Origin of the sequence: Pseudomonas sp. G1002, from assembly GCF_013385455.1 — a bacterium.
Taxonomy (GTDB): domain Bacteria; phylum Pseudomonadota; class Gammaproteobacteria; order Pseudomonadales; family Pseudomonadaceae; genus Aquipseudomonas.
The window spans coordinates 99,253-112,736 of the sequence record NZ_JACAPY010000027.1 but is presented as its reverse complement, the minus strand read 5'-3'; the positions used below and the strand labels follow the sequence as shown (position 1 = coordinate 112,736).

The window sequence follows — 13,484 nt, the reverse complement described above, 5'->3', positions numbered from 1 at the left end:
ATGGCGCATATCCTGATTGTCGAAGACGAAGCGGCTATCGCCGACACGCTGATTTTCGCCCTGCAAGGCGAGGGCTTCACCACCACCTGGTTGAGCCTCGGCCAGGCGGCGCTGGCCCATCAGCGGCAAACCCCGGCGGACTTGGTCATCCTCGACATCGGCCTGCCGGACATCACCGGCTTTGAAACCTGCAAGCAACTGCGGCGCTTCAGCGAAGTGCCGGTGATGTTCCTCAGCGCCCGGGACGGCGAGATCGACCGCGTGGTGGGTCTTGAGATCGGCGCTGACGACTATGTAGTCAAGCCGTTCAGCCCGCGGGAAGTGGCAGCGCGGGTACGGGCCATTCTCAAGCGCGTGGGCCCCGGTGCTGCTCCGGCGGTGTTCCAGGTGGACCTGGAGCGCATGCAGATCAGTTATCGCGGCCAGCCCCTGAGCCTCACTCGCCATGAATTCCGTCTGCTGCACAGCCTGCTGGAGCAACCCGAGCGCGTGTTCAGCCGCGAGCAACTGCTGGATGCGGTGGGCGTGGCGGCGGACGCAGGCTACGAGCGCAATATCGACAGCCACATCAAAAGCGTGCGCAGCAAATTGCGCGCGGTGGCGCCCGAGGCGGAGCCCATCCAGACCCATCGCGGCCTTGGCTACAGCTACAGCCCGGGCAACAGCTGATGCGCCTGGGGATCCGGTTCTTCCTGGTGTACGCATTGTTTATCGGCCTGACAGGCTACTTCGTACTCAGCACCGTGATGAAGGAAATCCGCCCCGGCGTGCGCCAGTCCACCGAGGAAACCCTGGTGGACACCGCCAACCTGCTGGCGGAAATCCTGCGCGACGATGTGAAGAACGGCACCCTCGGCCAGAGCCACTGGCCCGAACTGCTCAAGGCCTACGGTGAGCGTCAGCCCGGCGCGAATATCTGGGGCCTGCCGAAAAACCAGGTCAACCACCGCATCTACGTCACCGACGCCAAGGGCATCGTGTTGCTGGACTCCACCGGCGAGGCGGTGGGCGAGGACTATTCGAAGTGGAACGATGTGTACCTGACCCTGCGCGGCGAATACGGTGCGCGCTCGACCCGCAGCGAACTGGACGACCCTGCCTCATCGGTGATGCACGTCGGCGCGCCGATCCGCGATAGCGGGCAGATCATCGGCGTGGTCACTGTGGCCAAGCCCAACAGTTCACTGCAACCCTATGTGGACCGCACCGAAGACCGGCTGCTGTGGTACGGCGCCGGGCTGGTCGCTCTGGGCTTGCTGTTTGGTGCGCTGTTGTCGTGGTGGTTGAGTGTCGCACTGCGCCGGCTGACGGCGTATGCCCAGGCGGTGAGTGAAGGCCGGCGTGCCGAGTTGCCGCACTATCGCGGCGGTGAACTGGAGCAGTTGTCCACCGCCGTGGAGCACATGCGCACCCAGCTGGAAGGCAAGGCGTACGTCGAACGTTATGTGCACACCCTGACCCACGAATTGAAAAGCCCGCTGGCGGCGATTCGTGGTGCGGCGGAGCTGTTGCAGGGCGACATGTCCCGTGACCAGCAGCAGCGTTTCGTGAGCAATATCGACAGTGAAAGTGCGCGCTTGCAGCAGTTGATCGAACGCTTGCTGAACCTGGCGCAGGTGGAGCAGCGCCAGGGCCTTGAGGACCAGGCCAGCCTGTCGTTGGCGGCGCTGGTGGACGAAGTGCTCAGAGCTCAATGTGCGCGCATTGAAGGCGCCGGGTTGCAGGTCGAGCAGGCGATTGACGCGGATCTGCAGGTGTACGGCGAGCCGTTCCTGCTGCGCCAGGCGCTGGGTAACCTGCTGGAAAACGCGCTGGATTTCACACCGCCCGGTGGCACATTGCGGTTCAGCGCCAAGGCCTTGGATGACGGGATCGAATTCACCCTGTTCAACCAGGCCGACGCCATTCCCGAGTATGCGTTGCCGCGCCTGAGCGAGCGCTTCTATTCCCTGCCGCGCCCGGCCAGCGGGCGCAAGAGCACCGGCCTTGGGCTGAATTTTGTCGAGGAGGTGATGAAGCTGCACGGCGGCTCACTGCAGATCGGCAACGTGCCCGGCGGCGTGCAGGTAAAACTGCATCTCCACACAGTCTCCACATTCCCTTCATAAATCCCCCTTAAGCGCCCGCCAGACTCTCCCCCATCAAAACAGGGAGAGCTTCATGAACCGCAATCTGCTTTTCAAATTGGGCGCCATCGCGCTGCTGATCGTGCTGTTGTTGATTCCGTTGCTGATGATCCACGGGGTGATTACCGACCGTCAGCAACTGCGCGACGACGTCTTGCAGGATATCGCCCGCAGTTCCAGCTACAGCCAGCGCCTCAATGGCCCGGTGCTGGTGGTGCCTTATCGCAAGACCGTCCGGGAGTGGAAGCTCAATGAAAAGCTCAACGAACGCTACGAAGAAACCCGCGAGGTGCGTGGTCATCTGTATTTCCTGCCGGAGCAATTTGCCCTCGACGGGCAGGTGCAAACCGAAGTGCGCGCCCGGGGCATCTACCAGGCGCGGTTGTTCCACGCCGACAGCCGTATCAGTGGGCGGTTTGTGTTGCCGGAGCAGTGGGGCATCAAGGAAAATTTTGCCGATTACCGCTTTGACCCGGCGTATCTGGCAGTGGGTATCAGCGACATTCGCGGCATCGAAAATGCGTTGAAGCTGGAGCTGGGCAGCCAGCAACTGGCGTTTTCCCCGGGCACTCAAGTGGCTTGGCTGGGGGAGGGTGTGCACGTGATGCTGCCCGAGCAGGACAGCCACAATCCGTCACCTTTTGACTTCGCCTTTGACCTGCGCCTGCAAGGCACCGAGCAACTGCAAGTGGTGCCGGTGGGCAAGACCAGCCAGGTCAAACTCGCGTCCAACTGGCCGCACCCAAGCTTTATCGGCAACTTCCTGCCGGCCCAGCGTGAGGTCACCGCGCAAGGCTTCAGCGCCCATTGGCAGACCACATTTTTCTCCACCAATTTGGAAGAAGCACTCAGCAGTTGCCTGGCCGAGCGTGGCTGTGACGACTTCAACAGCCGCAGCTTCGGCGTGAGCTTTATCGACCCGGTGGACCAGTACCTCAAGAGCGATCGGGCGATCAAATATGCGCTGCTGTTCATTGCCCTGACGTTTGCCGGTTTCTTCCTGTTCGAGGTGCTCAAGAGCCTGGCGGTGCACCCGATCCAGTACGCGCTGGTGGGGTTTGCCCTGGCGTTTTTCTACCTGCTGCTGTTGTCGTTGTCCGAGCACATCGGGTTTGGCCCGGCTTACCTGATATCGGCGGCGGCCTGTGTGTTGCTGATCGGGTTTTACGTCTGCCATGTGCTGCGCAGTGTCGCCCATGGCCTGGGGTTTTCAGCAGGGTTGGCGGCGTTGTATGGCTTGCTGTACGGGTTGCTGAGTGCCGAGGATTACGCGTTGTTGATGGGCTCGTTGCTGCTGTTCGGGTTGCTGGGCACGGTGATGGTGCTGACCCGCAAGCTGGATTGGTATGGGGTGGGCAAGCGCAAGGAGATGGGTGATGAGTAGGTTGTTGGGGTTGCGGGAAGATCAGCAAGAGGGCGCGCAGTTAGTGGTGAGGATCAACGCGCTGTTCCCTTTGGCCCGGGAGCTTTTTGTGGCGAGGGAGCTTGCTCCCGCTGGGCTGCGCAGCGGCCCCAAAAATCCTGGGAGCGCTTCGCACTCCAGCGGGAGCAAGCTCCCTCGCCACAGAGGGGCCCTTGCAGCAGGTTAGGCCGGTGGCTGGGTCTGGAGCATCGACGGCCGCTGACTCACCTCGGCATACCACGCCGCCAGCTTCGGATGGCTCGACCGCCACTGCATGTCCGGGTGGCGGAAGTCCAGATAAGCCAGTGCACACGCCACGCTGATCGCGGCCACGTCAAACGGCCCGGCCAGTTCGGCGATGGCGTCCTGTTCGAGCATGTCGAGGGCGCGGCGGATCTTGTCGCGCTGGCCTTCCAGCCACAGGTCCCAATGTTTTTCCTCGGGGCGCATGGCGGTTTCATAACGCACCAGTACGGCGGCATCCATGATGCCGTCGGCGGTCGAGGCCAGGGTCAGGCGCCGCCAGCGGGCCGGGCCGTTCCGGGGGATCAGTGGAGTCCCGGTGTGTTGGTAGTCGAGGTAATCGAGGATCACCCGGCTGTCGTGCAGCGCATTGCCGTCGGCCAGGCGCAGGGCGGGGATCTTGCCCAGCGCGTTGTCCAGGATTACATCGGCGTCGGGCTTGACCGGCGTCGGCACGCAGGCGTGCAAGGTCACGCGGTCCAGTTGACCGGTCTCGTGCAACAACACCCGTACTTTGCGCACAAACGGCGAGGCAGGGTTGTGGAACAACGTCATGCTGGGGGTGGACATGGGCATTCCTCGGAAAAGGGCAGCGCTAATCTATCTCAACGCTTGAGCAACGCCCAGCTACCTATGGCGGCCGGAATGCCCAGCCCCACCCAGCTCAGCGAATCCCACAAGCCGTCCCCCAGCAATGCCGCAAACAATCCGGCAGCACTCAACAACCCGATGGCCAGCGGAATGCCGAATACCTTCCAGAAACTCGATTGCCTCGGCTTCATGACTTGGCCGCCTTGCGCCGCACCAGCCACAGGTACACGCCACTGCCCAGGACGATGATGGTCAGCACATCCAGCACCGCCCACAGGATCTTCATCGGCATGCCGCCGTAGTCACCGAAGTGCAGCGGCTGGGACATGCCCATGGCGTCCATGTACCACGGCCGTTCGGCGATGGCGGTGACGTGCAGGTTGCTGGCGTCGATCAATACCGGCGTCAGCAGGTGTGAAGTCAGGTGGGTGCTGCCTTTCATGAACACCGCGTAGTGATGCTCGCTGGAGAAACGCGTGCCGGGGAACGCGATAAAGTCCGGCTCCATCCCGGGCGCGGCCTTGGCGGCAATCGTCAGCAGGTCGGTGGCGGGGGCGCGCAGGGTCAGCGGCGGGGCGTTTTTGTAAGGCTCGATCATTGCGCTGAGGCTGTCGGTGCGCCACGCGGCGATGATCAGGTCGGCGCAGGCGCTGATCACGCCGGTCACGCCCACCACCAGCGCCCAGGTCAGGGTGACCACGCCGATCAGGTTGTGCAGGTCGAGCCAGCGCAGACGGGTGGATTTGTCCTGGCGCACCGTGGCGAATTTCAGCCGGCGCATGAACGGCAGGTACAACACCGTGCCGGAGATGATCGCCAGCACAAACATAATGCCCATGAACGCCAGCAGCAACTTGCCCGGCAGCCCGGCGAACATATCGACGTGCAGGCGCAGCAGGAACATCGTCAGCCCGCCGTTGGCCGAAGGCGTTTCCAGGGCTTCGCCGGTGCGGGCGTCGAGCATGAAGGTGTGGGAGGAATTGGGTTCGGTGCCGGCGGTGGCGGCCATGATCGCGATCACGCCGTTCTTGTCGTCTTCGTCCCAGGCCAGGTATTGCATGGCTTCGCCGGGGCGATGGGCCTGGGCTTTGGCAACAAGCTGTTCGAGGTTCAGCTGTGGGGTATCGGCGGGCATCTGTGCCAGCTCGGGTTCGTTGCCCAGCAGGTGGTCGATCTCGTGGTGGAAGATCAACGGCAGGCCGGTGAGGGCGAGCAGCAGCAGGAATACGGTGCAGACGAGGCTGGTCCAGGTGTGGATGAAGGACCAGCGGCGGATGGTTTTGCTTTTCATTTTCTAGCCTTCAGACACACCGAAGCCGCCCACGGGGGCGGCCCGGTTGTTAACTCAGCCGATTACCACTGGTAGGTGGCACTGGCGACGACGCTGCGTTGGTCGCCGTAGTAGCAGTAGGAAGCATCGCAGGTGGAAATGTAGTCCTTGTCGAACAGGTTGGTGGCATTCAGTTTCACCGAAGCCCCCTTGAGGCTGTTGTCCAGGCGGCCGAGGTCGTAATGCACGGAGGCATCGAACACGGTGTAGGCATTGGCCTTGCCCAGCCAGGTGTTGCCCTGGTCGCCATAGGTATTGCCGGTGTAGCGGGCACCCGCGCCAATGCCGAAACCGTCGAGCACACCGGCGTGCCAGGTGTAGTCGGTCCACAGTGAGGCTTGCTGGTTTGGCATCAGTTGCAGGCGGTTGCCTTTGTATTGGCCTTTTTGCACTTCGGATTTGGCCAGGGTGTATGCCGCGATGACCTTAAGGTTCTCGGTCACGTCAGAGACGGCTTCCAATTCCAGGCCCTTGACCTTCACTTCGCCGGTCTGGTCGGTGATCGACTGGCCACCGGCACCGAAGCTGGTAACCAGCACGTTCTTTTGGGTCAGGTCGTACACCGCTGCGCTCAGCAGGGTATTTGAGCCGGGTGGTTGGTACTTGACCCCCAATTCCCATTGCTTGCCTTCGGTGGGTTTGTACGACTCGGTTGGCGAGACGCTGGCGTTACTCGCTGGCTGGAACGATTCGGCGTAGGAGAGGTACGGAACGAAGCCCGAATCGAACACATAGCTCAGCGCGGCGTTGCCACTGAAGTTCTTGCTGCGGTCGGTATTGGTTGCATCGTTTTTGTTGAAGTAGGTGGTGCCTTGGTGCACCCAGTCTTCACGCCCGCCAAGAGTCAGGCGCCACTTGTCCAGGGCCATCTGGTCCTGGGCGTAAAGGCCAGTCTGGATGGTTTTCTGGTTGTAGTCGTAATAAGCGGTGGAGCGCGCCGGACGCACCACCGGCTTGGTGTTGACGGGGTTGTAGAGGTTGACTGTGCCGCCGTCACCGAAGATCGACAGGTACGAGGTGTCGGTGCGCTGGTGATCCAGGCCGAGCAACAGCGTGTGGGTGATATCACCGGTGGCGAAGTCAGCCTGGAAATTGTTGTCGACGGCGAACTGGCCGATGTTTTCGTCGACGTTGGTCGACCCGCGGCTGGTATTGCCCTCGGCATCAATGGTCGAGTAACCGTAGGAACCCACGGTCAGTTGCTGGAAAGCCAGCTCCGACTTGGTGTAACGCAGGTTCTGCTTGAACTGCCAGGTATCGTTGAAGCGATGCTCGAAGGCGTAGCCCAGCGCGTAGTAGGTGCGGTCGTAGTACTCGTAGTCCGGGTCGCCAAGGTTCTTGTGATGAGAGATGTCCCCCAGCGGCGATTTGATCTTGGTGCCGACAATGGGCAGGAACTGACTGGTGGCGCCGGTATCGTCGCGGGTGAACTGCGACAGGAACGTCAGCTTGGTGTCGGTATCAATATTCCAGGTCAGGCTGGGGGCGATGTTGTAGCGCTTGTTGTCGATGTGATCGACCTGGGTGCCGGCGTCGCGCACCACACCGCTGAGGCCGTAGAGAAACTGGCCTTCATCATCGATCTTGCCGGTGCTGGCGAAGTTGATCTGGCGGTAGTTGTCGCTGCCGTACTGCACCTGGATGGCATTGCTCGATTCAGCGCTGGGGCGGCGGCTGACCATATCCAGCAGGCCGCCGGGCGGGGTCTGGCCGTAGACCGACGAGGCCGGCCCACGCAGCAGCGCAAGGCGGTCGAGGTTCCAGGTTTCGGCTTTCGGGTTGGCATACACGCCGCGTGGCAGCGGCAGGCCGTCGAGGAACTGGGTGGGTTCGAAGCCGCGTACACGCATCCAGTCGTAGCGGGTGTCACTGCCGTAGCTGGCGGACACGATACCGGGCATGTATTTGACGGCGTCATCCAGGTTCTGGACGTTGCGGTCCTGCATTTGCTGGCGAGTGGCGACGGAGATCGAACGCGGGGCTTCGACCAGTGCGGTATCGGTCTTGGTGCCGGCAGCGGTGCGGGTCGCCAGGTAACCATCAACCGGCCCCCATGCGCTTTCCGCGTCGGCCTGGCCGGTAATGCTGGTCTCCGGCAATGCCACGACCCCATCCGGGATCGCTACCAGGCTGAACGTGCCTGCACTGCTTTGCTCCAGTTGCAGCCCGGTCCCGCGCAACGCTTCACGCAATGCGCCTTGTGCATCGAATTGCCCTTTTACCGGCGCGGAAGTCTTGCCCGCTGCCAACCCCGGGTTCAGCGTCAGCGCCAAACCGGCCTGGCTGGCGATCTGGTTCAGGGTGGTGGCCAGCGACGCTGCCGGCAGATTGTAGGCGCGCACACTGGACGCTTGTTCGGCGGCGAGCAACTGGGTGCTGGCCAGCGGGGCGCTGAGGGCAATGGCCACGGCCAACAGGCTGGGGCGCAACAAGGTGTCTAGCGTGCGGGACATAGGGCGGCTCCTGAATGGAAATATTTCTCAATTGCCTATGTGCCGAGCGAGATGCAAAAAGTGATAGGGCTCGATGAAAATAATTTCTATTAGTGGGTGAGTGCTGTTTTTGAGGGCCTCATCGCAGGCAAGCCAGCTCCCACAGGGGAACGCATTCCACCTGTGGGAGCTGGCTTGCCTGCGATGACAATGGCCTATGCACCACAGGAGCCTACGGCTTGGGCGCCACCGTCACCCACCACGGCGTGTGTTGTTGAATCTGCACCGGCAAGGTCGGCAGCAGCGCGTTCAGTGCCAGGTTGGTGTCGTGCAACGGAAAGCTGCCGGTGATCCGCAGGTCGGCCACCTGTTTATCCACACCCAGGTAACCGGTGCGGTAGCGGCTCAGCTCGGCAACCACATCGCCGAGCCGCGCGTTGTCCACCACCAGCATGCCGCGCGTCCAGGCGTCGGTGCCGGGGCTGACGGCAAGCATCGGGCCGAGGCTGTCGCGGCGCATCAGCACTTGCTGGCCTTCCTTGAAGATCTGCTCTTGATGCAGCGCTTCAGGCTGTGCGCCGACGGCAGACTGCAACACGCTGAGGCGGGTGCCATCTTCCTCGCGCTTGACGATAAACCGTGTGCCCAGGGCGCGCAGGCTGCCTTCGCGGGTTTCGACAAAAAACGGGCGGGCGTCGTTGTGGCCGGTTTCGACAAGGATCTCGCCTTCCTGCAATACGATCAGCCGACGTTTCTCGTCAAAGCGCACGTCAATGGCGCTGTGGGTGTTGAGGTTGATCACGGTGCCATCCGCCAGCTTCAGGGTGCGCTGTTCACCGGTGGCGGTGCGCTGGTCGGCCAGCCAATAGTTGAGCGGCACGTAGCGCTGGCCGACGAACAATGCCAGGCCGCACACCAGCACCACACTGGCCAGGCCACTACCGAGCTTGCGCACGCGGCGGCGAATGCCTTCGCGCGACTGCAGCAATGCCGCACGGGCCGGGCCCGAGGCCACACTGAAACGCTGATCGAGCATGCCCAACTGGCGCCAGGCGCGGGCGTGTTCTTCGTTGCTGGCCAGCCATTTGGCGAATTCTTCCTGCTCCACGGCACTGCCGTCGCCCGAGTCGAGGGACAGTTGCCAGGCAATGGCCGCGTCGAGCACCCGCGCCGACACCGGCTTGGAACTGACCGGGCTCACAGCGGCTCGCCATACAGGGCGATGTAGCACTGGCGGATACCCTGGGCCAGGTATTGCCGCACCCGCGGCACGGAAACCCCCAGGCGCTGGGCGATTTCGGCGTGGCCCATGCCGTCGAGGCGGTTGTAGAGGAAGGCCGCGCGGGCCTTGCTCGAGAGTTTGCCCAGCAGGCGGTCGATGGCCTTGAGGTCTTCGAGGATCAGTTGCTGTTCTTCCGGGGACGGGTGCTCGCTTTCCGGGATCAGCATCAGTTCGGTGAGGTAAGCCTGTTCCAGCGCGGCGCGGCGGAAATAATCGAACAGCAGGCCCTTGGCGATGGCCACCAGGAACGCCCGCGGCTCGCGGGGTTCACGCAGTTCTTCACGGCCCAGCAGGCGCATGAAGGTGTCCTGGCTGAGGTCTTCGGCGCGGCTGGGGCAGGCCACGTTGCGTCGCAGCCACGCCAACAGCCAGCTGCGATGGTCGCGGTACAACGCGCCAACAAGCTCACTGTGGGGACTTTGGATTGACGACAAGGCGACACCGATCGGAAAGTTTAAACTAACGAGAATTATTCGCGATTGTGGCAGAGGTGTAAGGCGGGTGCAATTGGCGTTGGTCGGGCGGCGGCGTAATGCTATCTATCATGATGATGCCGCTTACTGTGGCGAGGGAGCTTGCTCCCGCTCGGCTGCGCAGCAGTCGTAATCCAGGCAGTGCATTTATTCAGTTGGAAATGGGTTGGCTGATTTGGGGGCGCTTCGCACCCCAGCGGGAGCAAGCTCCCTCGCCACACTTAGAATGAGGGCGCTTGCTTGCGGCGTTTCCACTGGCCCAGGCGCTGTTGTAACGCGTGTGGGCTGTCGATCTGCTGCTGCCGTGCGCGGCTGAACAAGATCAGCATCAGTTCCGCCGTTGCCAACGCATCCGCACTGGCATGGTGACGCTCGCCCACTTGCAGCTTGAAATGCGTGATCCAGTCATCCAGCCCGGCTTCGCGGATGTTCGCGTCGGGGCACAGCAGCGGGGCGATGTCGGCCACGTCCAGGAACGGGTGATTCAAGCGATAGCCCAGGCTGTCCTTGAGTGCCCGGCACAGCATGTGTTGATCGAAGGGCGCATGAAACGCCAGCAGCGGGCTGTCGCCGACGAACTCCATGAAGTCCATCAGCGCTTCTGCCGGGTCACTGCCCGCCGCAATGGCGCTGGGCCCCAGGCCATGGATCAGCACGCTGGGGTTGAGCTTGGTCTCGGCCCGGTGCAGGGTGCGTTCGAACAATTGCGAGAAGTCCACTGCGCCGTCCTCGATCACCACGGCGCCAATGGAAAGCACCTGGTCACGATTGAGGTTCAGGCCGCTGGTTTCCAGGTCCACCACCACCCAGCGCTGGGCCCGTAGCGATCCGTCCCCCAGTTCCCCAGGTGTGGGCAATTGTTCGACGCGCCGTTGTTGCGCCGCATCCAGGCCAGGTTTGGGTTTGCGCAACCAGCCAAACCAGTTCACAGCTGATACCGCAACGTCAGGCTGCCTTGCAGGCGTTGGGCCTGGCGCAGGGATTCGCGCAGGATGCGCCGGTCGAGGTGGTTGAGGCTGTCGGGATCGACGCGGTTGGAGTAGGGCAGGTTCTCGCGGGTTTGCAGTTGGTGTTGTTGCATGCGGGTTTGCTGGATGAAGTGATAGGCCTCTTCATAGGCGGCGCCATCAAGGCGTTCGATGACTTCCCTGGCCACCAGTTGGCGCAAGCGCTCCAGGGTGTTGATGGCGCTGATGCCGTTGGCCAATGCCAGCAGACGGGCACCGTCGACAAATGGCGTGAGGCCTTGCACCTTGAGGTCGAGGGTTGCCTTGTCGGCGCCTTTGCGCGTCAACACAAAATCCCGGAAGCGCCCTACCGGCGGGCGCTGGCGCAACGCGTTCTCGGCCAGCATGCGTTGGAACAAACGGTTGTCTGCCACCTGGTCGAGAATGCCCTGGCGCAATTGCTCGCACCCTTGCTCATCGCCCCACACCACCCGCAAATCAAAATAGATGCTCGAACCCAGCAGATTCTCCGGCGTCGCCTCACGGATAAACCCGGAAAAGCGCCGCGCCCATTCCGCCCGGGACAGGCACAGCTCCGGGTTACCGGCCATGATATTGCCTTTGCACAGGCTGAAGCCGCACAGCGCCAGGCTCTGGTTGATCTGTTGTGCCAGCGGCAGCAGGCGCCCGCGAATCTCGGCGGCTTCGGCGGCGTCCCGGGCTTCGAACAGGATGCCGTTGTCCTGGTCGGTATACAGCGTCTGCTCGCGGCGGCCCTCGCTGCCGAAACACAGCCAGCTGAATGGCACGCCCGGGTCGCCCTTGTCGGCCAGGGTCAACTCGATGACACGGCACACCGTGTGATCGTTGAGCAAGGTGATGATGTGGGTGATCTGCGTAGACGACGCGCCGTGGGCGAGCATGCGCTCCACCAACTGGCCGATTTCGCCACGAATCGCCACCAGGTTTTCGACCCTGGGCGCATTGCGGATGGTGCGCGCCAGGTGCACCAGGTCAACCCGCTGCAGGGAAAACAGGTCACGCTCGGACACCACGCCACACAGGCGCTGATCCTTGACCAGGCACACGTGGGCGATATGCCGCTCGGTCATCGCAATCGCCGCGTCGAAGGCGCTGTGGTCCGGCGTGAGGAAAAACGGCGCCTGGGTCATATGGCGCTCGATGGCCTGGTTGAAATCACTGGTGCCGTCGGCCACCACCTGGCGCAGGTCCCGCAGGGTGAAAATCCCCAGGGGCGCCTTGTGTTCATCGACGATCACAATGCTGCCCACTTGCTGCTCGTGCATTTGCGTGACCGCTTCACGCAGCGGCGTCAGAGGGCTGCAGGTGACCGGGTGGCGCATGGCCAATTCGCCCAGGCGGGTGTTCAGCGAATATTGGGTGCCGAGGGTTTCCACGGCCTTTTGCTGGACTTGCTGGTTGACCTGGTCCAGCAAGCTGCTCACGCCGCGCAAAGCAAAGTCGCGAAACGCGCTGGAAAGGGCGAACAGCTTGATAAAGGCCGGCTTGTTCAGTTGCAGGCAGAAGGTGTCTTCGGCGGCTTTGTGCTCGGTACGGGTGGCCCGCTCCCCCAGCAGCGCCGCCAGCGGAAAACATTCACCGGTGGTGATTTCAAAGGTGGTTTCTGTCGAGTCCGGCCGCTCGCCGACTACGCGCCCCTGCTTGACGATATAGAAGTGTTCCACCGGCCCGCCCGAGGGCTTGAGGATGCTCTCGCCGGGGCCGTAGAAGCGCAATTGACACTGCTCTACCAGAAATCCCAGGTGGGCGTTTTCCATTTGGTTGAACGGCGGGAAGCGTTGCAGGAATTGCAGGGTGCCGTGGATGTTCTGCAACACAGCGGTTTTCCCCGCTTGTGTGAAAGCATCAGCTTTACTCATACCTATGACCGCAGTTTTTTTGTCGTTATCGTGCCCCATGGTCGACTCCTGCGCTGCGGGTGCCCATTGGACGTAAGTCTAGGTAGCGTTATGCCTTCCACGACTAGGGAAAAACCTTACATGAATATCGTCCAAACCCCGTAGAACGCCCACTAGGCAAACTTTCCGACGAAGTGCACATTGTTCGCCCTTCCGGCGATGTCTGACTTCTGTGCTGGGAGATTGAATAGAACTGCCGAGAAACGTATGTCCGACCACGATATTTTGAGTGATGCCGAGCGCGAGGCCCTGAGTGCTGTTATGCAGGAGCCGGATTTGCCGCCACAACGGGTTTTGATCGTGGATGACGACAAGGACGCGCGCGAACTGTTGGCAGAAATTCTTGGCCTGGACGGCATTCGTTGCATGACTGCCGACAGCGGCGAGGCTGCATGGGACTTGTTGAGTTCCAGCAGCTCCATCGGCTTGCTGATCACCGACCTGCGCATGACGCCGAGCAACGGGCTGCAATTGATTCGCCAGGTGCGCGAATCCACCCGGGCGGCGCTGCCGATCATCATCATGTCGGGTGACGCCGAAGCGCCGGATGTGATTGATGCGATGCATTTGAGCGTGGTGGACTTTTTGCTCAAGCCGATTGATAGCGTGAAGCTGGCGAAAATGGTGAAGCGGGAGTTGGGGATGGCGTCCTAGACGGTGCCATTGGTCTGATTTCGCGAAGAACTGTCAATTCTGACAGTAGGAAAGTATCGAACTT

The 13,484-nt window shown here is 62.1% G+C and carries 12 protein-coding genes; 4 read left to right on the top strand and 8 right to left on the bottom strand.

Translation table 11 applies throughout. The features are described 5' to 3' along the window. From creB to creD, 3 genes are read left to right on the top strand one after another with little or no spacing between them, the layout of a single operon-like run. Positions 1–669 (top strand): two-component system response regulator CreB, encoded by a 669-nt coding sequence (gene creB / locus HX801_RS14735; protein ID WP_003209207.1) that lies wholly within the window; start codon positions 1–3, stop codon positions 667–669. Continuing rightward, positions 669–2,108, top strand: a complete 1,440-nt coding sequence (gene creC / locus HX801_RS14730) for a two-component system sensor histidine kinase CreC (RefSeq protein ID WP_177008824.1) — start codon at positions 669–671, stop codon at positions 2,106–2,108. The genes creB and creC overlap by 1 nt, the downstream gene beginning before the upstream one ends. Positions 2,109–2,160: 52 nt before the next feature. After that, positions 2,161–3,510 carry a cell envelope integrity protein CreD gene (creD, locus tag HX801_RS14725; RefSeq protein WP_177022305.1) on the top strand — a complete coding sequence of 450 codons (1,350 nt, stop codon included), beginning with the start codon at positions 2,161–2,163 and terminating at the stop codon, positions 3,508–3,510. A gap of 201 nt (positions 3,511–3,711) precedes the next feature. Here creD and HX801_RS14720 read toward each other — a convergent pair whose 3' ends face one another. The 8 genes from HX801_RS14720 to HX801_RS14685 form a co-directional block, all read right to left on the bottom strand. Next, on the bottom strand, positions 3,712–4,341 hold the full coding sequence (locus HX801_RS14720; protein WP_003209214.1) for a glutathione S-transferase: 630 nt from the start codon (positions 4,339–4,341) through the stop codon (positions 3,712–3,714). A 35-nt stretch (positions 4,342–4,376) separates the two neighbouring features. Further along, complete coding sequence (locus HX801_RS14715; RefSeq protein WP_003209216.1) at positions 4,377–4,553, bottom strand: hypothetical protein; 177 nt, start codon at positions 4,551–4,553, stop codon at positions 4,377–4,379. Next, positions 4,550–5,653 carry a PepSY domain-containing protein gene (locus tag HX801_RS14710; protein WP_177022304.1) on the bottom strand — a complete coding sequence of 368 codons (1,104 nt, stop codon included), beginning with the start codon at positions 5,651–5,653 and terminating at the stop codon, positions 4,550–4,552. Before HX801_RS14710 ends, HX801_RS14715 begins: the two co-directional genes overlap by 4 nt. 62 nt (positions 5,654–5,715) lie before the next feature. Next, positions 5,716–8,145, bottom strand: coding sequence for a TonB-dependent siderophore receptor (locus HX801_RS14705; protein ID WP_177022303.1), 2,430 nt, complete (start codon positions 8,143–8,145; stop codon positions 5,716–5,718). Positions 8,146–8,356: 211 nt separating this feature from the next. After that, complete coding sequence (locus HX801_RS14700) at positions 8,357–9,325, bottom strand: FecR family protein (protein WP_177008822.1); 969 nt, start codon at positions 9,323–9,325, stop codon at positions 8,357–8,359. Then, a complete protein-coding gene (locus HX801_RS14695) occupies positions 9,322–9,840 on the bottom strand; it encodes an RNA polymerase sigma factor (RefSeq protein WP_010167452.1) in 519 nt (172 codons plus the stop codon). Before HX801_RS14695 ends, HX801_RS14700 begins: the two co-directional genes overlap by 4 nt. A 260-nt stretch (positions 9,841–10,100) precedes the next feature. Next, a complete protein-coding gene (locus tag HX801_RS14690) occupies positions 10,101–10,808 on the bottom strand; it encodes a 3'-5' exonuclease (RefSeq protein WP_177022302.1) in 708 nt (235 codons plus the stop codon). Further along, positions 10,805–12,727 carry a putative nucleotidyltransferase substrate binding domain-containing protein gene (locus tag HX801_RS14685; RefSeq protein ID WP_177022301.1) on the bottom strand — a complete coding sequence of 641 codons (1,923 nt, stop codon included), beginning with the start codon at positions 12,725–12,727 and terminating at the stop codon, positions 10,805–10,807. Before HX801_RS14685 ends, HX801_RS14690 begins: the two co-directional genes overlap by 4 nt. A gap of 246 nt (positions 12,728–12,973) precedes the next feature. On the opposite strand from HX801_RS14685, the gene HX801_RS14680 reads away from it, so the two are divergent. Next, positions 12,974–13,420: a response regulator gene (locus tag HX801_RS14680; protein ID WP_003211086.1), complete on the top strand. Its 447-nt coding sequence runs from the start codon at positions 12,974–12,976 to the stop codon at positions 13,418–13,420. Positions 13,421–13,484: the final 64 nt, after the last annotated feature.